Annotated in this window: 18 protein-coding genes and 5 pseudogenes; 13 read left to right on the forward strand and 10 right to left on the reverse strand. The window is 60.3% G+C overall.

Annotated features, from left to right (window positions below; translation table 11 throughout):
- Positions 1–507: 507 nt before the first annotated feature.
- A complete protein-coding gene (locus tag EN807_RS29925; RefSeq protein ID WP_127207993.1) occupies positions 508–1,041 on the forward strand; it encodes a peroxiredoxin in 534 nt (177 codons plus the stop codon).
- 176 nt (positions 1,042–1,217) lie between these two features.
- Positions 1,218–2,627 (forward strand): RNA polymerase factor sigma-54, encoded by a 1,410-nt coding sequence (rpoN, locus tag EN807_RS29930; protein WP_127207992.1) that lies wholly within the window; start codon positions 1,218–1,220, stop codon positions 2,625–2,627.
- A gap of 12 nt (positions 2,628–2,639) precedes the next feature.
- Here rpoN and EN807_RS29935 read toward each other — a convergent pair whose 3' ends face one another.
- The 7 genes and pseudogenes from EN807_RS29935 to EN807_RS29955 all read right to left on the reverse strand — a co-directional run bounded on the left by EN807_RS29935 (position 2,640) and on the right by EN807_RS29955 (position 9,048).
- A complete protein-coding gene (locus EN807_RS29935; RefSeq protein ID WP_128176714.1) occupies positions 2,640–3,245 on the reverse strand; it encodes a nitrogen fixation protein NifQ in 606 nt (201 codons plus the stop codon).
- A gap of 430 nt (positions 3,246–3,675) precedes the next feature.
- A pseudogene (locus EN807_RS29940) lies at positions 3,676–4,727 on the reverse strand (LLM class flavin-dependent oxidoreductase).
- 267 nt (positions 4,728–4,994) lie between these two features.
- Positions 4,995–5,324, reverse strand: coding sequence for an SDR family oxidoreductase (locus tag EN807_RS37710; RefSeq protein ID WP_348640276.1), 330 nt, complete (start codon positions 5,322–5,324; stop codon positions 4,995–4,997).
- Positions 5,224–6,543, reverse strand: a complete 1,320-nt coding sequence (locus EN807_RS29945) for an SDR family oxidoreductase (protein ID WP_348640277.1) — start codon at positions 6,541–6,543, stop codon at positions 5,224–5,226. Before EN807_RS29945 ends, EN807_RS37710 begins: the two co-directional genes overlap by 101 nt.
- A gap of 376 nt (positions 6,544–6,919) precedes the next feature.
- Positions 6,920–7,513 (reverse strand): nuclear transport factor 2 family protein, encoded by a 594-nt coding sequence (locus EN807_RS29950; RefSeq protein ID WP_246684444.1) that lies wholly within the window; start codon positions 7,511–7,513, stop codon positions 6,920–6,922.
- A 153-nt stretch (positions 7,514–7,666) separates the two neighbouring features.
- Positions 7,667–7,786 (reverse strand): annotated as a pseudogene (locus tag EN807_RS36890) (ferredoxin); the annotation flags it as partial.
- 44 nt (positions 7,787–7,830) lie between these two features.
- Positions 7,831–9,048: a cytochrome P450 gene (locus tag EN807_RS29955; protein ID WP_128248115.1), complete on the reverse strand. Its 1,218-nt coding sequence runs from the start codon at positions 9,046–9,048 to the stop codon at positions 7,831–7,833.
- A 366-nt stretch (positions 9,049–9,414) separates the two neighbouring features.
- Here EN807_RS29955 and EN807_RS29960 point away from each other — a divergent pair, with 366 nt between their 5' ends.
- Both EN807_RS29960 and EN807_RS29965 read left to right on the forward strand, forming a co-directional pair.
- On the forward strand, positions 9,415–9,762 hold the full coding sequence (locus EN807_RS29960; RefSeq protein ID WP_246684441.1) for a hypothetical protein: 348 nt from the start codon (positions 9,415–9,417) through the stop codon (positions 9,760–9,762).
- A gap of 578 nt (positions 9,763–10,340) precedes the next feature.
- Positions 10,341–10,490: pseudogene (locus EN807_RS29965) on the forward strand (IS256 family transposase); the annotation flags it as partial.
- A 338-nt stretch (positions 10,491–10,828) separates the two neighbouring features.
- Here the strand turns inward: EN807_RS29965 and EN807_RS29970 are convergent.
- Both EN807_RS29970 and EN807_RS29975 read right to left on the reverse strand, forming a co-directional pair.
- Complete coding sequence (locus EN807_RS29970; protein WP_135937762.1) at positions 10,829–11,251, reverse strand: hypothetical protein; 423 nt, start codon at positions 11,249–11,251, stop codon at positions 10,829–10,831.
- Complete coding sequence (locus EN807_RS29975; protein ID WP_135937763.1) at positions 11,241–12,323, reverse strand: ChuX/HutX family heme-like substrate-binding protein; 1,083 nt, start codon at positions 12,321–12,323, stop codon at positions 11,241–11,243. Before EN807_RS29975 ends, EN807_RS29970 begins: the two co-directional genes overlap by 11 nt.
- 315 nt (positions 12,324–12,638) lie before the next feature.
- On the opposite strand from EN807_RS29975, the gene EN807_RS29980 reads away from it, so the two are divergent.
- The 9 genes and pseudogenes from EN807_RS29980 to EN807_RS37510 all read left to right on the forward strand — a co-directional run.
- Positions 12,639–12,959: an iron-sulfur cluster assembly accessory protein gene (locus EN807_RS29980; protein WP_127207986.1), complete on the forward strand. Its 321-nt coding sequence runs from the start codon at positions 12,639–12,641 to the stop codon at positions 12,957–12,959.
- Positions 12,960–13,134: 175 nt separating this feature from the next.
- Positions 13,135–14,352, forward strand: a complete 1,218-nt coding sequence (nifS, locus tag EN807_RS29985; protein ID WP_127207985.1) for a cysteine desulfurase NifS — start codon at positions 13,135–13,137, stop codon at positions 14,350–14,352.
- Entirely contained in the window at positions 14,349–15,500 is a 1,152-nt protein-coding gene (nifV, locus tag EN807_RS29990; RefSeq protein WP_135937764.1) for a homocitrate synthase, read from the forward strand. The genes nifS and nifV overlap by 4 nt, the downstream gene beginning before the upstream one ends.
- A gap of 378 nt (positions 15,501–15,878) precedes the next feature.
- Entirely contained in the window at positions 15,879–16,259 is a 381-nt protein-coding gene (gene nifW, locus EN807_RS29995; protein ID WP_128176689.1) for a nitrogenase stabilizing/protective protein NifW, read from the forward strand.
- A gap of 180 nt (positions 16,260–16,439) precedes the next feature.
- Positions 16,440–17,288 carry an electron transfer flavoprotein subunit beta/FixA family protein gene (locus EN807_RS30000; RefSeq protein ID WP_135937765.1) on the forward strand — a complete coding sequence of 283 codons (849 nt, stop codon included), beginning with the start codon at positions 16,440–16,442 and terminating at the stop codon, positions 17,286–17,288.
- 18 nt (positions 17,289–17,306) lie between these two features.
- Positions 17,307–18,416, forward strand: a complete 1,110-nt coding sequence (locus EN807_RS30005; RefSeq protein ID WP_135937766.1) for an electron transfer flavoprotein subunit alpha/FixB family protein — start codon at positions 17,307–17,309, stop codon at positions 18,414–18,416.
- A gap of 11 nt (positions 18,417–18,427) precedes the next feature.
- Positions 18,428–19,735, forward strand: a complete 1,308-nt coding sequence (locus tag EN807_RS30010) for an FAD-dependent oxidoreductase (protein ID WP_127207980.1) — start codon at positions 18,428–18,430, stop codon at positions 19,733–19,735.
- Positions 19,736–19,747: 12 nt separating this feature from the next.
- Complete coding sequence (locus EN807_RS30015) at positions 19,748–20,047, forward strand: ferredoxin family protein (protein ID WP_128176693.1); 300 nt, start codon at positions 19,748–19,750, stop codon at positions 20,045–20,047.
- Between the two features lie 171 nt (positions 20,048–20,218).
- Positions 20,219–21,279: pseudogene (locus EN807_RS37510) on the forward strand (sigma 54-interacting transcriptional regulator); the annotation flags it as partial.
- 10 nt (positions 21,280–21,289) lie between these two features.
- Here the strand turns inward: EN807_RS37510 and EN807_RS30025 are convergent.
- Positions 21,290–21,450, reverse strand: a pseudogene (locus tag EN807_RS30025) (IS630 family transposase); the annotation flags it as partial.

The raw sequence follows: 21,450 nt of genomic DNA on the forward strand, positions 1-21,450 counted from the left end.
CGTCCTTTGCCAGCCGGTGCGGAGCGTGAGTATCCGCGTTACACAGGACTTTTGTTCAGTGTGATGACGCGACGGTTATAGCGCGTATCCGGCTTGGCGAAGACGTCGTCCTGAAGCGAAAGCGTTGGTGCGGGAGCAGCTTCATTGGAAATGGCATGCCGCTTGCTGCTCGTGGCTAGAGCCCATCAAATCACAAGAAAGCTATTTGCCGAACCATGGCTGACACACGAAGCTCTCTACGATCGCCCGAGGCCGAGCAAGGGGCAGCGGCAAAAGTCCAGACAATTGCGCTGAACCAGTTCAGTCGCGCCGGTCTGTTGCGTGGTCAGTTGTTGGTACCTGCTTTGCGGATGGCTGGTGAGCCGGGCCGTTCTCATACACCCGGATGGGGAAGTGAGATTTGGAGCCGCGAGGATCTCACCTCGTGACCGGCATGCGGGCCCTGGCGCGGTGGCGCCAGCCTCAGCCAAAATCCGGTGCGCCAGTTTTTTCTAAAGGAGCAAGTTGATGACCGGTCAAAAGAAGGTTCCCTTCGTCACGTTTCTCACGCGTGTTCGCGATGATTCAGTCCAGGGGCCAAATCCATACCGCTGGGAGGAAAGAACATCCGACGACTACTTCGCCGGCAAGCGCGTCATCCTGTTCTCGCTCCCTGGCGCTTTCACCCCGACCTGCTCGACCTACCAGCTGCCAAATTTCGAAGATCTCTATGAGGAATTTAAGAAGGAAGGAGTTGACGCGGTCTATTGCCTCTCCGTCAACGATGCTTTTGTCATGAATGCATGGGGGAAGTCCTTGGGGCTGCAGAAGGTCGAGTTGATCCCGGACGGTTCAGGCGAGTTCACGCGCAAAATGGGCATGCTGGTTGCCAAGGACAATCTCGGCTTCGGTATGCGCTCCTGGCGCTACGCGGCTCTGGTCAATGATGGCGTGGTGGAGCAGTGGTTTGAGGAGGAAGGTTTCTCCGACAACTGCGAGACCGATCCCTATGGCGTCTCATCCCCGCAGAACGTCCTTCACAAATTGAAGACCGCTGCATGACCTGGTGTACATCGACCATGTGCAGCGGTGTCTTGGACGAGACCGAGCACAAAAGGCGAAACTCTAAGGCGCGTCCCGTGAGGTGTCCAAACGTGACGCGCGTCAGAAGCGTCGACCTGTGAGAGATCCAATTAGCCGCGGCCAAGAGCTTCTTTGACAGGAATACCGAGCTGACCATGAAATCATCGTTTGGCCTACTTCAGAAACAGTCTCTTGCAGCATCGCCTCAACTCATCGAGTCGATTCGCTTGCTGCAACTGACGCATGCCGAACTGCATCAGTTCGTGGACCAGGAGCTCGAGAAGAATCCGCTTCTGGAGCATGCGCCAAACGACGACGGGCTGTCTGGCGAGGCTGCAGGACCGACCTGGAGCGGGCCCCCGGACCATCCCCGGCAAGGGAAATCCCAGCCGAACGAGACCAACACCGCGCCTGGTGATCGTCCTGCCTTCGAGGAGTTTGTCGCCTTAGCCGAAACTTTGCACGACCATGTCGCTCGTCAGATCTCCCTCACTGCCTTCACACCGCACGAGCGGCTGATTGCTAGTCAGCTTGCCGGTCATCTGGATGACACTGGCTATCTTCAGGCAAGTCCTTCGGACCTGGCTGGGTACAAGAACATTCCTCCGGCCGATGTGGAACGGGTTCTAGGTACCTTGCAGCACTTCGATCCGCCGGGAATTTTCGCACGAACTCTCGGCGAATGTCTTGAGATACAGCTGCGCCAGCGAAACCGGTTCGACCCGGCGATGGCGGTTTTGATTGCCAACCTTGAGATGCTTGCGCAACGCGATTTTCAGACGTTGAAGCAGCGTTGCGGCGTCGATGAAGAGGATCTTCTCGATATGCTGCAGGAAATCCGTGCGCTCGATCCCAAGCCTGGAAACGCATTCCAATCGGGCGCGCCGGAATGCGTTGTACCGGACGTCTGGGTCACGCCCTCGCCCGGAGGTGGATGGCAGATCGAGCTCGATCCGAACACGCTGCCCAGGGTGCTGATCAACCAAAGCTATGTCGCGGAGGTTTCATGCCGAGCCGCCAAAAAATCGAAAGACATGACATTTATCAACGAATGCTTGCAAAACGCGAACTGGTTAATCCGCAGCCTCGATCAGCGAGCCAAGACCATCCTTAAGGTCGCGACCGAAATCGTGCGCCAGCAGGAGGCCTTTCTGGAATATGGCGTCGCCCACCTACGACCCCTCAATCTCAGGACGGTCGCTGACGCGATCAACATGCACGAGTCGACTGTAAGCCGGGTGACGTCGAACAAGTACATGGTTACCCCACGCGGGGTGTTCGAACTTAAGTACTTTTTCACTGTCGCGATCGCCTCCTGCGAAGGCGGTGACGCGCACTCCGCCGAAGCCGTCCGCCATCGGATCAAAGCGATGGTCGCCGAAGAATCCCTTGATAACGTGCTTTCGGACGATGACATCGCTGACCGGCTCAAGGAATGCGGCATCCATCTCGCTCGCCGCACCGTCACTAAATATCGCGAGGCGATGAATATCCCCTCCTCCATACAGCGGCGCAGGGAAAAGCGCTTGTGGCGCGACGGCGATCGAGGCCTCAAGGCCTCGTGACGAAAGCGGCCCTTAAATCAATGTGACGCGTTCTTCGCATTCGCCTTCCTCCGGGCCGAAGCAACTTTCGAAATCACTGCATTCGCGGCAATTGGGCGCAGCGCATAGCGAGAACCCTTCGGCCTCGCAGAGTTTGCGATAAAAGTACTTCTTCCATTTCATGTTTTGGGCGTTGCCCGCCGCTAGCGTCGGAAAATGCATAGCAAGCAGGCGGTTGAGCTCGGCCCGGTTGAGAAGCCCAAGGTCTTGCCACAGATGGCCATTGCGCATAGCGCGCCGGGCGAGGATCTTAGCGAAGCGGGCGCTCGCCGGGTCGCTTGGCCGGGCATGCGCCAGCAGCAGGCCGCGCAGAAGTTCTTCCTCCATAAGCGGCTCAGGGTCGCTGACGTCTTTGAAGGCCAAGGCTGCCATAGCGGCAGCGGGGAAACTGCGGGGCAGGATCTCGCGCAGCTCGGTAAGGGAAAGGCCGGTTGACTCCGTCGCTGTCGCCTCGCCGGCCTCGACCTCCTTGAGCGCACACGAGAGGACGCAGGCAAGCACATGCTCGTCGAACCCCTTCTCCGGCCCGATCGCAGGCCGTTGGCCGGCGCCGACACACACATCGTTTTGAGCGGACATGGTCCCGTTCTCCTGGTTTGTCTCGTCCACAGCGGCTCTGCCAGCAGCAACATGGTCTGGCAGTCTTTCGGGCACACGCTGCGCAGGCTCAACCCCAGTGCAGCGGCCGACGGGGTCGGCGCCATAATTATGCGATTTAGCTCGCCTTCGAAGTCACCGCGCTACCCGTCGCAAGTGCGAGGATTTCACCAGAAAAACGACGCCGTGAAAGCGCTGCGCGCGAGCAGACTTTCCAGCAGAGCGGCCTTAGCCCGGACAAGCGGAGCCCTCGAAAGGTGAGATATTCGGGCACCACCTGGAGCCGTCCAGGGTAACGAAAGCGCTACTCATCGAAAGCATACAAGTTCCATTCATGAGCCGGCCGTTGAACGTGCGTTATGCCACCTGAACGACTAACAGCTGCGGGCAAGGAGCATAACCCATCGCGAATTCAAACCCGCGCATTACCCATCGCCTTGTTGATCGCGGGAATGATCTTGTCTCCCCAAAGTTCGAGCTGGCGCAGCATTGTCTTCTGGTCGAAATCTCCCAACTGGGTCTGGACTGCGATCTGATCCGTTTTCAGAATGTCGATCTCTTCCAGCAAGCGATCAATCACGCGATTCACACTGCCGATCGGCAGGTTCTTGCGCATTGCCTCGAGCGATAGATCCTGCTGGGTGGGCGTTTCCCGCAGGAGATAGCCGTCATGGCTCTGCTGGCGGCGCTGATGCAGCGCCTCCGACAGGCGGCGCTGGAAACGGGCGTTGTCGAGATAGCTGTTGATCTCCTCCTCGTTGTCGCTGGCATAGCAGCAACGCAGCAGCGATACCTTGGCATCTGCGACATTCCGCTCCTCGGAAGCCGCTGCCTTCTCGATCGCTCCGCGCAACGTTCTCAAAGTCTCCAGGCCGTCGTGGAATGCCGTGACAAAGTAATTGTGGCCCTCGCGGTAGGCCCGTTTCATGGGGCCGGCCCGCCGGCCATCCAGATCGGCGGGGCAGGCCTTTGGACGGTGCGTACCGAAATCGCCGTCGGAGGTATCTTCTCGTAGGGGCCATCGTGCTCGAAGATATTGTGGTTGAGACCCTTCAGAAGGATGTCCAAGTATTCCGAAAAGATGGCCGGCGCCTCATCGATATTGACGCCGAAGCGCTCAAACTCGAACTGCTGGTATCCCGAGCCGACGCCGAGATCCCGGCGACCGTTCGCAACGATACCGGCGAAGCCGATCTCGGAGAGCAGGCGCTGCGGTTTGTAGAGCGGCAGCACGCAGACGGCAGTGCCGAGGCGAATGGTGCTCGTCACGCCGGCGCAGTGCGCCACCATCATCAAAGGCGACGGAATCAGGCTGTAATTGTTGAAGTGGTGTTCTGCGAACCAGGTTGTGCCGAAGCCGGCCTGCTCCGAAACGACGGCCTGTTCGATGGAGTTTCGGATGACGATGTCGGGGGATTGATGATAGCCACGTTGGGCGGCCAGGATGAAGGTGGCGAATTCCACTGTGTTTCCTTGTTTGCTGCTGGTTGGCGGATCTGGAAATGCGCTCGTCCGAGACACCGATTGCCTCGGATCAGGCGCCTGGCAGAGCACCGCGTTGCTCTAGGCCCCTGTGCGATTCGCGGTTGCGGGCACGCCCGGAGAGCTTGTCCCCATCCCGAGGGACGTTGCCCCGCCGACATCTTCGATTGGGGCCGCGCTGCGGGCGCCCCCAAGCCGGGGCCTCCGCTTTCATGAACGGCACCCGGTCGCCTGGCGAATGGTCGATGTTCAACCAGCGGCCTCCGCAAAGCATTCGTCGTAGAGTTGGCTGGCGCTTCCTGCGTCACCGAACGCGGTCCAGCCGCCGTCCACATAGAGGATCGAGCCGTTGATGTATGAGGCGTCGGACGAAGCCAGGAAAAAAGCAGCATCTGCAACACCTTCCGGCCGTCCCATCCTACCCAAGGGGATCTGCTGTCCGATCGTTTTCGTGTCGATGCGGCGGGCCTTCGCCAACTCACGAATGGCAGGCGTGCGGATGTAGCCGGGAGCGACGGTGGCTGTGCGAATGCCGATTGGCCCCAGTTCGGCCGCCATGCAGCGGGTCAGCATGTCCATCCCCGCCTTCGAGGCGCCATAGGCATGCGAAGGGCGGAAAGCTGTTGATCGATCCTAGGTTGAGGATCACGCCGCCGGGGCGCATCATCTTGATCGCTTCACGCGCGCAAGTGAAGGCGCCGGTGAGATTGACATGCAGGACACGTTCGATCTCTGCAGGCATTTGTTCGACGCCCGCCGCAAAAGCGTCGATAGAAGCACCGTTGACAAGGATATCAAGGCGGCCGAAGCGCCCCCGCAGCCCCTCAAACAGAGCCACCACCTCGCTCTCGATCGCCACATCGACGGATTTCGCTGTGTTCTTTCCGCCGAGCAATGCAGCCAGGAGTGTCGCTGCGGCGCTATCTTTATCGGCGATCACGACAGTGTCACCGTTCGCGGCAAAACGGAGAGCAACAGCGGCGCCTATACCGTTTGCGCCGCACGTGACGAGCACGACTCGCGCGTCGGTGCGTTCGTCCGGACGGGAGAGTTCGGTTCTGAGGGCTCCTTCCACCTCAGGGCTGGCATCCCCGGGTTGGTTGAATGACATCCAGCCGCCGTCGACCGCCAGCACCGATCCAGTGACGTAGCATGCCTGCACGCTGGCCAGAAAACTCACAACCCTTGCGATTTCGTCGGGACGAGCCAGGCGCCCCATCGGCACACGACGGCGCATCGCCGCGAGGTCAATTTTGCCCGCTCGGCCCAGTTCTGCAATCATCGGCGTGCGCACGCAGCCCGGCGCTACCGCAGCCACCCGGATACCGCGAGAAGCCCACTCGCATGCAAGCGACTTCGTCAACGAGATCAGGCCCGCTTTCGAGGCTGCGTACGCATTGCGCTTCACGATGGCACCGCCCGGCCTCATGCGTCTCGCCCCTCCGCGCGCCATGAGGAACGGCCCAATCAGGTTTACCGCCAAGCCGCGTCGGAAGTCATCGACATCGGTGTCGACAGTGGCGGCCATAGTGGGTCCCACTCCGGCGTTGTTGATGAGGACGCTGATTTGCCCCAACTGTGCTTCGACCCGGCCATAGAGCGCGACGATATCTTCCTCTCGCGAGACATCGCACTCGAGGCCGAGATGCGGCTCGCCGAGACCACGGGCCAGTTCAACCACGCCGCTCCCCGGGAGGTCCACCGCAATAACAGTGTCTGCGGCAAGAATATTGACCAGGGCACGGCCGATCCCGCCAGCGGCGCCTGTTACGATGACGATGCGTCCTGCCTGCGTCATGAGAACTTTCTCCAGGAGGCTCAGAATCTCTGCCCTCGATGTTGTGCGTGCGGATCGATGCGCCGCAGTAGAGCAATATGTGCTGGTGACGGTCGGTTGCGTTACCGGATAGAGGTCGTCCGCTTCGGCTGCAGTCCAACTCCCGGTTGGATAGCCGAAAGTGATAAGGGGCCCCTCGAGGTACAGACGCTTACCTCGATGAGCGGCGCTGCCTAGGTCCAGCCAATCGAGGCAGACCGACGTCCTCGGCGCGCTCGTGGCGGTAGAGCGGATCGCTGTCGCGGTCACGCTGTCGCGGGCGGAAAGGCAACCCTGCCGGCCGCATCTTTCACCGGGCAGGGTTGGTCTTGGGGACCGCTTTGGCGTTGCAAAGTTGTCATAGCCCGTCGTCCCCACTGATGCGTATCTCCCGTTCGGAAGCTGACAAGGCATCGTCGCGGGAAGCAATGCGACGCTTCCCGAGCGCGTAGACCGGATCGTCCGGGTGCGGTGCTCCAATGGGCTGTCGCGGCCCGAACCGTTCTGTCTCAAGTACCGCCGGTGGGATCTGCTCCTCGACCCAATCGTAGACCACCGTCCGTTCGGCAATCCGCCACTCCCCTTCCCTCTTCTGAAACAGATCGCAGTAACGGCCGCATAGCAGCATCTGGCGTACTTCTCCGTCATTGTCTGGCCCGCGCTGGAGCGCGGAGAAATAGCTCTCGACAGCAGCTTCTGCCGGGTTGATAAATTCAATCAGGATGTTCGTGATTTGATGGACGTTGCGCAGTCCGGTCTTGAAGACACCGAGCGCAAACCGAACGAAGCCCTCGGCTGAGCCGCGATAGGCCCCATGACTGTCATGCGCATCAGGCCAGTACGCGCTGCGCAGTGCCGCCTCATCGGCGCGGTCTATCCCGCGGCTGTACCGATAAAGGCAGTCACGGATCGCCTCACGGTTGAGTAATTCGGTAATTTTCGCTTGGTCCATCGGCTCTTCCGTGGTTCTGAGGTGCTCCGGGACGCCGGCCGTCGGTTTGCGGGTGGCCTCCGATAGGATTCGCGCGGCGGGTGGATCATCGAGTTCCAGCGCAAGTTCGGGGCAGGATCGCACGCCATCTGAGGCCAGCAGTTGCTCCCCATCCGCAACATCAATGTTACCTGGTAAGATGTAGCCCGTCTCATCGAGCCTGAAGACTGCCGGTGCTCGCGCCGCGCATCGCGTATGACCCTCGCATCTGGCTTTGTGAACGATAATGCGCACAGCTACCTCCAACGTCTGTGGCCCGGCTCAGGGCGGGGGGTTACTCAAGCCCAGTCCAGGACCAGATTTTCGATCCCGAACACATGGCCGCCATGGGTGATGGGTGCTGTTCCCTCCTTGATCCGAAAGGGCGGTATGCGCGCCAGCCACTCCTCCAGGCCAATGACAATCTCCCGCCGGGCAAGGTGTGAGCCAAGGCAACGGTGGGGACCATAGCCAAAGGCGGCGTGGCGGTTGTCCTCTCGCGTCAGATCGACCGTATTGGGGGATTGGAATTCCGTCGGATCACGATTTGCAATCATCGTGGCGCAGGAAACATAGTCTCCCTTGCGGATCGGCGCGCCTTCGAAATCGACATCTTTCCTTGCCACGCGGATCATCTGAACGCTTGGATAGGCGCGCAGCAATTCTTCGGCTGCGAGCACGATCCGGTCCGGTTCGTTGCGCAGCAATTCCTGATCTTTCAGGTTGCGCGCGAGATAGGCCAAGTCAAAGCCTATGGCTGCAGCGACCGTGTCGAGCCCCGCCACGAAGATAAGCACGCCAATGCCCCGGACCTCCTCGTCTGTCAGGCCGCGACCCTCGACCTGTGCCTGCACGATGAAGCTCATGAAATCGTCGACGGGCTTTTTGCGGCGCATCGCCGCCAGTTCGTCAATGAACGACACGATCGTCCGAGCCGCCGCCGGCCGTCTCACATCGTCGCCGTGGAGCAGATCTTTCGCCCAGCCGACAAATGTATCGAGACGGTGATCCGGCAGTCCGAGAAAGCGAAGGAAGATGTTGACCGCGAAAGGAAAGGCGAAATCCTTCATCACGTCGCAGCTTGTGCCCGACGAGGCGATCCTGTCGATGAGCGTTGCCGCTCGCTCGCGGATAGTCGGTTCCAATTCCGTTACCCGCTTTGGCGAAAGCAGCGGATTGAGCAGTGAGCGAAAGACTCCGTGGGACGGTGGATCGAGTTCGAGCGGGATCATGGGCCAGTCTTCGCCCAGTGCGGATGCGAAAATGCTGCGATGACTGGAAAATGCTTCGGTCTCCTGGAGCACACGCCGCTGATCTGCGGCGCGAGTGATGACCCAAGTACCCAGCCCGGTGCGCGTGTTCCACGGCGAATAAAAGATAGACGGTCCGGCATGCACGCAAGCGACTGCTGCGTGCGGGTCGCCATTGGGCGTCGGGGACATGCCTGGTGACGTAAAAAGACTGAAGTCGCCCACCATTTCCGGCGGGACATGATCTGGAACCGGTTTGGTCGCCATATGGTTTCTCCCGCGCTCAGACGCTGACGCGCTCAACTTGGATCGCAAGGCTGTTCATCAGAGCCCGCTGAGCTCCACATCGCTCTCCGACATCGCCTCCGATGTCAGATCAAGCAAATTGCGTGCCGAATCGGCGCACCGTTGGCGCTACTCATCTCTCCGTAGTATCTGCCCGTAGAGGCTACCCTTTGGTAGGGCTTCGACATTCTTGTCCGTTTCCAGACACGACAAGATTGCGCATCGAAGGCTTTCCGAGGGGCCGAGTGAAAGTGGCTAAGCATCGAACGAGGTCACCTGCCAGAGCAGGTGTAGCTCGGCGGTAGCGAAGCCGCTCGCGAGCGCGCCGTCGACTGCGCTGTAGATGCTATGGGCGGCGGCGAGCGTGTGGCACCCTCCGCGCTGTTGATCAGCTATCTAAGGAGCGCCCCCTTTACCGGGGCGCCGAATGAGAGCGGCCAACGCAGGCGCGAGAAAGGTCTTGCGCGGGCCGGCAATGCTCGCCCCCGCTATGGCATGATCCTGTTGGCTCGGCGGTTCCTCCAATACCAAAAGGACAGCGCGCTCGCGCACTGGTTTTGCGTGAGGACGGCCGATGGCCGTGGCGGAACGCGCAAGACAATGATCGTGGCTTTGGCGCGCAAGCTGCTGATTGCATTCTGGCGACTTGTCACGACCGGCGAGATCCCGAAGGGAGTAGCCCTGCGCCAGGCATAAGGCTTGGAGGAACGTTCGACAGGACGAGCATTGAAGTTTGGCAGCTGCAATAGTCTGCCGATAACGATCCGAGGTGGTGGTGATCCCGGTCGCTCACATGGCTTACTACGCCGCGCTGTAGAATGGGCCCACCGCCCGGAGCTTCGCCGCCGATGCGTATGGCTGCATCATGGTTTTCGATCCGCCAGGATCAACCACATACAAGCTTTCGGCGCGTTTACGGCGCCTGATGGCGAGCTCCCCTCGGTTTGCAAGTTGAAGACCTCTACGAACAGCACCTGCCGGCTCAATGTAACGCTGCCCGCCGTGCTCGTGACCATCAAGGGCAAGTCGCTTCGCGATGGCCAAAGGCCCACCCTTGACCGTCACTGCGCGCGGCGCCCAATGACAATGAACCCCGAAGCCAAAGCAGGAACAAATGGGCGCCACGGCTGAACAAGGAACAAGGAGACGGAACGACTGAAAGATCACCTTACAAAGATTAGCCCATACAAGCGTGCGAGCGGCTTTGCGGTGATCTCGACAGTTCGCCGGTAAGGTCGGGTTGCTGACACCAACCTGATTCGAAGGAACCATCGATGACCGACGACATGATGAACCTGCGCGCGCTCGTGGAGAAGACTCCGGATTCCGATCTCCTGCGCGAGATGATTGGCTTTGCCGCCGAGCGGCTGATGGCGCTGGAGGTTGGGGCCGCCACCGGCCCCGCCTGTGGCAAGAAGAAGGCCTACGCCCGCCGGCGCCTAGGCCCATCACAGCGCCCGCAAATAGCGCACTTCCGAGATCGCAGCCCGCATTCTTCTACGTCAGGATCACATCGGCCTGGCGGTAACGATCGCCATCGTCGGACGTCCCCTGCTAGCCCGAGAAATCCTCGACCGCACTGGCCGCACCGGCAAGCCGGCCGTTCACTGCTGTGTCGCTGCTGGTGGCAAGAATCTAGCTGCCCTGCGCCGATAGCACGAACAGGATGCGTGGCGTTCTTTGATGATGCGGTCTGCTTTTTTTGGCGGCTTTCAGCTTTGCATCCGTCTCGGACGCTAGCTTTTCGAGCTTGGCATTAGATCTAGACCCGAAGGCCCTTGCCGGCGAAGGAGTATTCGAGGATGCCTTTGTGGAGGCCGTCCTCTGGAAACTTGACGGAGGGACCAATCGACTTCACCTCGACCAATTCCTCCCGCCAGCTGCCGTACAGGGCTGGGGTTGGACATTGACCGACAGCACACTCCTTCGCAGGTAGCTGACGCATTTTGCCTACATTGGGCAGCTTGACCGCGGGGTTCCGGTTGTGGCTCATCGCAACGGGAGCAATGATGGCGGTCCTCGCCAAGCGCGAAGGCGCTCTCGGGAAGGAGCCTCCGATCGAGGCGATCCGCGGCGGGCCGCAAAAGACAGCTGTGCTTTCGTTGGCCCCGGCAGGCAGAGCGGTGATCACGAGAATCCAGGGTAGCGACGCGGACACCGAGCGAACACGGAAATCAATATGCATCGGTGTTGCCTGAAGCGGCGGATGAACTGGCAATGCGCGGCAGGTTCTCGGTCAGTAACCGCCAATCGTCGCGCTCGGGTTCGCCTTCCTTGCGCGTCCCGAAAAACTGGATGATCATCTTGCCGTCGGCGCCATATGCTTCGAGAGACGTGACATGGCCGTCCTTGGTCGGCTTGCGCACGGCCCAAACCTCGCGGATGTGGTGGGTCCTGAGATGCAGGTGGAAAGTCTCGTCGAGCACGTTGATCCAAGGCCCGATCTGCTTGACCGACTTGATAGGGCCGGAATGGATCTGGATGCAGCCACGATTGCCGACGAAGCACATGATCGGCATCTCGTCCTCGGCCGCATGATGGAACATGGCGCTGACGGCATCGTTGTCGAGCAGCCAGGCGTAATCCTGGCCGACGATGCGCACCGCCTGGCGGCGGCTGAGGTTCAGCGCCTTCAGCATGTCGAAGAACTGATGCACGTCGATCAGCCGGCTCCAGTGCTCCCGTAGGTCGTCGACGATAGCGGCTTGGTCCGGAATCTTTGCGATATTTTCGGCTGACCTCTGCTTAACCGACAGGATCGGTTCCTGGTTTGAGGATTGGAGCTCGTCTGTCAGTTTTTGATAGGCGTAGAGGTTGGAGGACGGCCTCAGATGCACCTTGTGCACTGCCTCGCCGGCGGCGTCGAAGAATTGCAGGCAGCGGCAGATCTCCCCGCCATCGCATGTCTCGACGGCAAAGCCATGCGCCCACACCTTCAGGAAGATGCGCAGATCGATGTCATTGCCGAGCACGATAGCGTGATGCTTGCCCGTGAATACCCTATCGTAGATCCCTATCTTCTCATGCACGGCACTGTCATTGCGGGTCAGCGCCATGACCTCGCCAACCGCGCCGAGGCCGGTTAACACGTCATTCACACGCGGCTCGATGCGCACCGTGCCAAAACCACAATGTGCCGCGACGAGCTCCGCTTCCGAAATACCCAATCGGGCAGCGAGATCCCGGCCGCGGATTTTGGGACTGTCTTCCCGTGCCCGCCGAATTCTCTCCGGCGAAGGTTTCTCTGGCTGGTGCATGTGTTACCTGCTTGCGCATTGTCGGTCGGGAGCCTTAGCCCTCGCCAAAAGAGAGCCTCAAAACTCGTACCAACTGCTCGAAGGATCTCGAAAACCTGGCCTACGTGCCCGTTCAGCGGAAACTCCGGTCCAACCCTCTGTGGCGGTCTCGACAAATCCGACAACACGTGTCGAAAGCCGACGCCTTAGCGACAATAGCCGAACCAGAATCGTGGCCGTCTAGCGAAGTTCCACTGTTCGGAAACGGGTTTTTCCGTTGGCACGGTTCATGCGCGGTGATGCCCAAACCGTCACGCACCGAGGAGAAAGGGAGCAATGATTACACTCACCGAGAAGGCCGTTGCCGCCGTTAAGACCGCTCTTTCCGCCGCTAGTGAGCCGGCAGAAGGCTTTCGCATCATGGTCGAGCCCGGCGGCTGCTCCGGCTTCAAATACTCAATGGGCTTGGAGAGCTTCTCGCGCGAGGGCGACGCGATCATCGAGGCCGATGGGATCAAGGTGTTCATAGACGCCGGCTCCCAGTCTCATGTCGGCGGCATGGCCGTCGACTTCGTCACGGGTCTCGAAACCTCCGGCTTTGTCTTCGACAATCCGAATGCGAGCGGGAAGTGCTCCTGCGGCAAGTCCTTTAGTTGATTGCCGAAGAAGAGAGGGCGCCTGAGGTGAGCTTGTCGGTGCGATGGCGGCCCAGTCTACGCTAACATGTGGGGCACCTGCACCGGCTCTAGATCGTCTCCGCCAGCAATGCGCAAGGCTCAGTGAAACCGGGTTGCGCCTTCACGTCATTCCAATCCATTGAGGACCACAGCCCATGAAAGTTGTCTATCTCGACAACAACGCAACGACACGGGTTGATCCCGAAGTCGTTGAAGCGATGCTGCCGTTGCTTACGCATCAATTCGGCAATCCTTCGTCGGCGCACGGTTTTGGCGCCCTTGCCGGCGCCGCGTTGAAAAACGCGCGGGGGCAGTTGCAGGCGCTGATCGGCGCGGAGTTCGACGACGAGATCACCTTCACCTCGGGTGGAACGGAAAGCGACAATGCGGCCATTCTTTCGGCGCTCGAGGTGATGCCCGACCGGACAGAGATCGTGACTTCCGCCGTCGAACATCCGGCCGTGCTGACGCTCTGCGCGCATCTTGAGGAGACGCGCCGCGTCAGGGTGCACAGGATCCCGGTAGATAGCCACGGCCGGCTCGACGTTGACGCTTACCGGGCTGCTCTCAGCCCGAACGTGGCAATCGTCTCGATCATGTGGGCCAACAACGAGACCGGTACGATCTTCCCTGTCGCCAAGCTCGCCGAATTGGCCAAGGAAGTCGGCGCTCTTTTCCACACTGATGCCGTGCAGGCAGTCGGCAAGCTCCCGATTGACCTGAAATCGACCGCAATCGATATGCTGTCGCTCTCCAGCCATAAATTACATGGACCGAAAGGGGCCGGCGCACTTTTCGTCAAGCGCACTGTGCGCTTCCACTCGCTGATCAAGGGGGGTCACCAAGAGAGCGACCGGCGTGCGGGCACCGAAAACACGCCCGGCATCGTCGGGCTCGGCATGGCAGCCGAACTCGCCTTGAAATTCATGGATGGCGAGACCAGACGGATAAAGCGGCTCCGGGACCGGCTGGAGAAAGGGCTTCTCCAGCGTGTGCCAAACACCTTCGTCAACGGCGACCCGCTGGAGCGCTTGCCAAACACCACAAACATCACCTTCGAATTTATCCAAGGCAATGGTATCCTGAAACTCCTCGACCGCGAGGGGATCGCCTGTTCGTACGGATCCGCCTGCACCTCCGGCTGTTCGGAGCCGAGCCATGTCCTGAGTGCGATGAAAATACCACATGGGGCGGTCCGCTTCTCTTTCGCGCGTGACAACGACCAAGAAGACGTGGACCGGGTGCTCGAGGTCTTGCCGGCAATCGTGGAGAAGCTGCGCGACGCCCCCGTTTCTGGGCCGGATAGGCGGATTACCGAAGACCTTCAATGCGTTGCAGGTCTCAGCGCCAGAAGAACCGGCGACCATTCATGAGCAGTCGGATCTTTCTCAACGATACGACCCTGCGTGACGGCGAGCAGGCACCCGGCGTTGCCTTTACGGTGGCGGAAAAGCTTGAGATCGCCGAGTCGCTTGCGGCAGCCGGCGTTCCGGAGATCGAGATCGGCACGCCGGTTATGGGCGCCGACGAAATCGACACAATTCGCGCTGCGGTCGCACGGGGTCTCCCGGTGCGGCTCACGGCCTGGTGCCGGATGACCTCGCAGGATTTGGATGCAGCGGTCGAGAGCGGCGTCCCCGCCGTCAATCTGTCGTTGCCTGCGTCGGACATGCAACTTGCCGCCAAGCTCGGCCTCGATCAGGCAGGAGCGCTCCGGCTCATCGAGCGTATGGTCGGGCGCGCAGTCGCCAGCGGCTTCTTCGTCGCGGTGGGCTGCGAGGATGCTTCGCGGGCCGAGCGGGATCATCTAGCCCGCGTTATTGAGACGGCGGCGCGCGCCGGCGCGAGCCGTGTCAGGCTGGCCGACACGGTCGGCGTCCTCGACCCCTTTTCGACCTTCGAACTTGTCACCCAGCTCGCAGCGCAGTCTCCCGTCGACCTTGAATTCCATGCGCACAACGATCTCGGCCTCGCTACCGCCAACACGCTGGCTGCGATCCGCGCCGGCGCGCGCCATGCCTCGGTCACCGTCCTTGGACTCGGCGAGCGCGCGGGCAATGCCGCGCTGGAAGAGGTGGCCGCCGCGATGGCCGTGCTCCAGGGCGCAGATACCGGCATCGACCTGACCGCACTGCCCGCACTGGCAGCCGAGGTCGCGCAGGCAGCCCGCCGACCGATAGCCGCCACTAAGCCGATCGTCGGGGCTGATGTTTTTGCCCATGAATCAGGAATTCACGTCGCAGGGCTGCTGAAGGACCCGCGTACATATCAGGGGCTCGATCCAGTTCTCGTGGGCCGCTGCCGACGTATCGTCATCGGCAAGCATTCTGGCGCCACCGCGGTTGCCCATGTGCTGATCGAAAGCGGCCGCGATCTTGACCCCGATCTGGCACCCGCGATGCTTGCCTGCGTCCGTCGCAAGGCGGCCGAGATCAAATCGAGCATCACAGCGATTCAACTGGTCGATCTCTACGACAAAATGTGCAGCGATGCGGTCGGCAGAGATCTTGGATTTGGGTGAAGGTGGTGATGTCGGCTGTCCTCGCCATCATCTCAAATCGGAAAAGCAGCCACGCGGCGCGACGCAGAAGACGTTCGGCCGTCCCATCGGCTATGACGTCCAAACATTGCGGAGACCAAGGCGCGGGATATGGCCGTAGCCGGCCGGTGTCCTCATTGGTGCTGCCGACAAGACGGTGGTCCCAGCTCGGTCGGAGCCGACCCAGGTCGAGGCCCAATGCGGAGATAGTCCCCCATTCCCTCTGCACCGTACTGCGGCCATGCACGCCCGTGCGCCACACCCGGCCACCGGATGCACAGCCTTGTCGACGAAGCGATTGCCTCGCTGGCTCCGCCCCACTCGATCTGGCCCCACAGTTTTCCGACAAGGGAGAATGCAATGACTTGTTCCGCTGACGGCCGTCCCATCGATGTCACCGACGTCCTCGCGCGACTGAAAGGCCTGTCGGCGGCGGAGGAGTTCTTTGCTGTCCTTGGCGTCTCATATGATCCGAAGGTGCTCAATGTCTCACGGCTCCATATCATGAAGCGCGTGGGCCAATACCTTGCCGAGGAAGATTTCTCCGGTCTGCCCGACCAGGTGATCGCCGCGCGCGTACGCGCCATGCTGGAACGCGCCTACGAGGACTTCGCGGTTTCCTCGCCGCTCACGCACCGGGTCTTTAAGGTGCTCAAAGATCACGATCCGGACAGGCCTTGCACGCAAGGCAGCACCTTTGTTCCTTTCGATTCAGTCCTGAAGCGGTTCGGCAGGGAATAAGCGCGACATAGTTGCGACGAGACAATGTCAAGAAGCCGACAATTCGGGCATCGCAACCACGCCTCCCAAAATGACCAGCCGAGTTTCCATGGAATTCGAGCTTCAAAACACTGGCACGAATGATGCAGCCAAGAACTCGCACCGCCATTCCGCATCGGATAACAGCGTAGAGAAACGCCAATGCACATCGTCGTCAGCATCAAGCAGGTGCCGGACTCGGCTCAGATCCGGGTCCATCCGGTGACGAACACCATCATGCGCCAGGGTGTGCCGACCATCATCAACCCTTATGACCTATTCGCTCTCGAAGAAGCACTTAGGCTACGCGACGCTTATGGTGGGGAGGTCACAGTGCTCACTATGGGTCCACCCATGGCGGAGGACTCCCTGCGCAAGGCGCTCGGCTACGGCGCTGATCGCGCGGTGCTTTTGACCGACCGCTATTTTGCCGGTTCCGACACACTGGCGACCTCCTTTGCTCTTTCCCACGCAATCGCGAAGATTGGCGAGACGTTCGGCCCGCCGGACGTGGTCTTCACGGGCAAACAGACGATCGACGGCGACACCGCCCAAGTCGGGCCCGGCATAGCCAAGCGTCTCGATCTTGTGCAACTCACCTACGTCGCGAAAATTGCCTCCATTGATCTTGCTGCGCGCGAGATCACGGTCGAGCGCCGTTGCGAGGGCGGCACCCAGAAGCTGAAGAGCAGCCTGCCCTGCCTCATCACCATGCTGGAAGGCACAAACGAGATGCGTCGGGGCTCGATCGAAGACGCATTGTGCGCCGCGCGCAGCCGGATTGTGAAATGGAGTGCGGCCGAGGCCGGCATTGAGGACCTCACCAAGTGCGGCTTGCGTGGCTCGCCGACGGTCGTCAAACGCGTTTTCGCCCCTACCGCGCGGTCGGAAAAGGCGGCGCAAATTGACACGGCCGAGAAGACGCTGCGCGATCTCGCCGACGAACTGATTGTTGCAATTTTCACCCGCCAACCGGCACTGGAACCGGAACTCGCCTTCGACGGCGCCTGACGGCAAGGAGCAGACCATATGTCGAGCGCGAACCCAGACACTCCCCGCCCGCCCGCCGGCCGTGCCGGGATGAAGAAGGAGCTGCCCGAGCGTTTCAGGGCCTACCGGCACGTTTGGGTTTTCATCGAGCTCGAACGCGGCCAGGTCCACCCCGTATCCTTGGAATTGCTCGGTGAGGGCCGCAAGCTAGCAGATAAACTTGGTGTCCAGCTCGCGGGCGTTGTGCTCGGACCGCCGGAAGAAGCCACCCAGAACGCAGTCGCCGAAGCCTTCGCCTATGGCGCCGACCTTGTCTACTTCGTCGAGGCGCCGCTGCTCGCCGACTATCGGAATGAGCCTTTCACCAAGGCGATGACCGATCTGGTTGACACTTACAAACCCGAGATCCTGCTTCTCGGTGCGACCACGCTCGGCAGGGATCTCGCCGGGTCAGTCGCGACGACCTTGCTGACAGGACTCACTGCCGACTGCACCGAACTGGACGTTGATGCCGATGGTTCGCTCGCAGCGACCCGTCCGACTTTTGGGGGATCCCTGCTATGCACGATCTACACGCTCAACTACAGGCCACAGATGGCGACGGTGCGACCGAGAGTCATGCCCATGCCGCACCGGGCGGACAGAGGGATCGGGCGTGTCGTCACGCACAAGTTGTCGCTGGCCGAGGATGAAATCGTCACCAAAGTCCTTGGCTTCCTGCCGGATAGCCAGTCGGGCACGGCCAATCTCGCCTATGCCGATGTGGTCGTTGCGGGAGGGCTCGGTCTCGGCGGGGCGGAGAACCTGCAGCTTGTGAAGAGTCTCGCGCGAGCGATCGGCGCCGAATTTGGCTGTTCGCGGCCGCTGGTCCAAAAGGGCTGGATGCCGGCCGATCGGCAGATCGGCCAGACTGGCAAGACAATCCGGCCGAAGCTTTACATAGCCGCTGGTATTTCCGGCGCGATCCAGCACCGCGTCGGAGTTGAGGCAGCCGATCTCATCGTGGCCATCAACACCGACCCGAACGCTCCGATTTTCGATTTCGCTCACCTCGGGATCGTAACTGATGCGGTCCGCTTCCTGCCCGCGCTGACCGAGGCCTTCACCCGGCGGCTGTCACCGCACAGTCGCGACAAGCTTGCGAGCTAAGGGAGATGGAGATGATCAACGAAGAGTTTGACGCCATTGTCATCGGGGCCGGCATGTCCGGGAACGCAGCTGCTTACACCATGGCAAGCGACGGCTTGAAGGTACTCCAGTTGGAGCGAGGTGAATATCCGGGCTCCAAGAATGTCCAAGGCGCCATCATGTACGCGAACATGTTGGAGAAGATCGTCCCGGACTTCCGGGATGATGCACCGCTCGAGCGGCATCTGGTCGAACAACGCCTATGGGTGATGGACGAGACCTCCCACACCGGGATTCACTATCGGTCGGAGGATTTCAATGAAGTGAAGCCCAATCGCTATACGATCATCCGTGCCCAGTTCGATAAATGGTTTTCGCGCAAGGTGCGCGAGGCCGGCGCGACGGTTCTGTGCGAGACGACCGTGACGGAACTCGTCCGTGATGGCAATGGCAAGGTAATCGGGGTCCGGACAGATCGGGCCGGCGGAGCGATCTACGCGGACGTCGTGGTTCTTGCAGAAGGTGTCTGCGGGCTGCTTGGCACGCGAGGCGGCCTGCGAAAGATGCTGAAGCCGGAAGCCGTGGCGCTGGCCGTCAAGGAAATGCATTTCCTGCCCGAAGAGATCATTGAGCAGCGGTTCGGCGTCAAAGGGAGTGAAGGCTGCGTGATCGAGGCAGTCGGCACGATATCCCACGGAATGGCCGGGCTCGGGTTCCTCTACACCAACAAGGAATCGATCTCACTGGGGATCGGCTGCCTCGTTTCGGATTTCACCGCGAAGATGGAGAGCCCTTACACCCTCCTGGACGCGCTAAAACACCATCCTTCGATCCGGCCGCTGATCGCCGGTTCGGAGGTGAAAGAATACGCGGCGCATCTCATTCCTGAAGGTGGCTACAAGGCAATTCCGCAGCTCTTTGGCGACGGTTGGGTCGTTGTTGGCGATGCTGCGCAATTGAACAACGCCATTCACCGCGAGGGTTCGAACCTCGCCATGACCTCCGGTCGGATTGCGGCTGAGGCTATCATCCAGGTCAAGAGACGCAACGATCCTATGACCAAACGGAACCTCGCCCTATACAAAACGATGCTGGATGAATCCTTCGTGGTGAAGGACCTGCGGAAATACAAAGACATGCCATCCCTACTCCATAATAACGCCGGCAATTTCTTCACGACTTACCCGAAGTTGATGTCGCAAGCCGCGCAGAACTTCATGCGTGTCGACGGCACGCCAAAGATCGATAAGGAAAAGGCGACCACGGCAGCCTTCATCAAGGCGCGATCGCGGTTGGGGCTGGTCAGCGACGCGATCCGCCTGGCATTGGCGTGGCGGTGAGGCACTGACGACATGACAAATCCAGTGACGAAATTTCGGGTCGAGGACAAGCTTTACCAGAACCGCTATCTGGTGGACTCCGGCCGTCCGCATATAAAGGTGCGACCGCACGAGCAACCAAGCGCGAATCTGCTCGCGCTGACCCGTGTCTGTCCAGCGAAATGCTACGAGTTGAACGACAAAGGTCAGGTTGAAATCACCGCTGATGGCTGCATGGAGTGCGGCACCTGCCGGATCTTGTGCGAGACCAGCGGTGAGATCGAATGGAACTATCCGCGCGGTGGCTTCGGTGTACTCTTCAAGTTCGGATGATCGGCGTCCGCACCGTTTGATGGGTACGCACCTGTGCACTCCTGAAGTTACGACCAAGCGCCGACCCTTCCTGGCACCATCTCGCAAAAGGGGGAGCGGGTGAACACTGTGCTTGAAATGCAAAAGGCGCTTGGGAGGAGCATTCGGGACCACAACTCCTGAGGTGTTTCCATGGCTGACATACCGCCGGATCGCGTTAACGAAGTAGGACCTCGAGACACCCGCCGCGAACCGGGCAGCGATGCGCTGTCCCATGCAGATCTCCGGGTCAGGGGAATCTACGAGATATCGAAAGCCCTGACCGCTCCGGCGCGGCTGGAGATTACGCTTGCCAATGTCGCGAATATACTCCCATCGTTTGTGCAAATGCGTCACGGAGCAATCGTTGTACTGGACGCTGAAGGTGATCCGGAGATTGCCGCGAGTGCTGGCGACGCCGATACCGCCCGATCAGGCACACACCCCATCGTACCACGGGCCGTGATAGAGCACATCGTCGCTACGGGGACAAAGCTCATGATACCGGACGTCAGCACGTCCGAGCTATTTCAGGCTGACCCTGAAACATATCACAGCGGCAATTCCCTCCCAATTGCCTTATTGGCATCCCGGTGAAGGCTGAGCATAAGATCCTTGGAGTGTTGTCGCTCGACCGCGCAAGGGACAGCCCCACCGGCTCCCTCTACGATGAGGACATAGTGTTCCTGACGATGGTCGCCGACCTCGTCGGCCGAACTGTTCGCCTCCATCGCGCCCTGACTACGGATCGTGAGCGGCGCGTCGATTCGCAATGGACACTGGAGAATTCGTCCGATGAGGACAGGACCGACTCCATCCCGCATCCGCCTGTCAAAATGGAGGGGATCATCGGGGAAAGTCCCGCACTCAAGCAGGTGCTCGAAACCGTATCCATAATTGCAAGGACGAATTCTACCGTGCTTCTGCGGGGCGAAAGCGGCACGGGCAAGGAATTTTTTGCGCAGGCGATCCATAAGCTCTCACGTCGGAGGAAGAAGCCTTTCGTCAAATTGAACTGCGCCGCACTGTCTGAAAGCGTTCTGGAGTCGGAGCTGTTCGGGCATGAAAAAGGTGCCTTCACAGGGGCCATCTCGCAGCGCGCCGGCCGTTTTGAATTGGCAAATGGCGGAACGCTGCTACTGGACGAGGTCGGCGAGATTTCGCCTGCCCTTCAAGCCAAGCTGTTGCGCGTCTTGCAGGAAGGCGAACTAGAGCACGTCCTGTTTAATCCGGTTCATATCCTGCGGCTTTGAAGTAGTTGGCACATTCGGCTGGGGTGAAGAGGTCGACGACCGCGCCGACCACGTCCCACAGAGCCTTGATGGTTCTCTCGGCCTTTGCTCGCAGCAGCGCCTTGAGTTTGGCGAAGGCGTTCTCAATCGGAT

Source organism: Mesorhizobium sp. M5C.F.Ca.ET.164.01.1.1, assembly GCF_004792125.1.
GTDB lineage: Bacteria > Pseudomonadota > Alphaproteobacteria > Rhizobiales > Rhizobiaceae > Mesorhizobium > Mesorhizobium wenxiniae.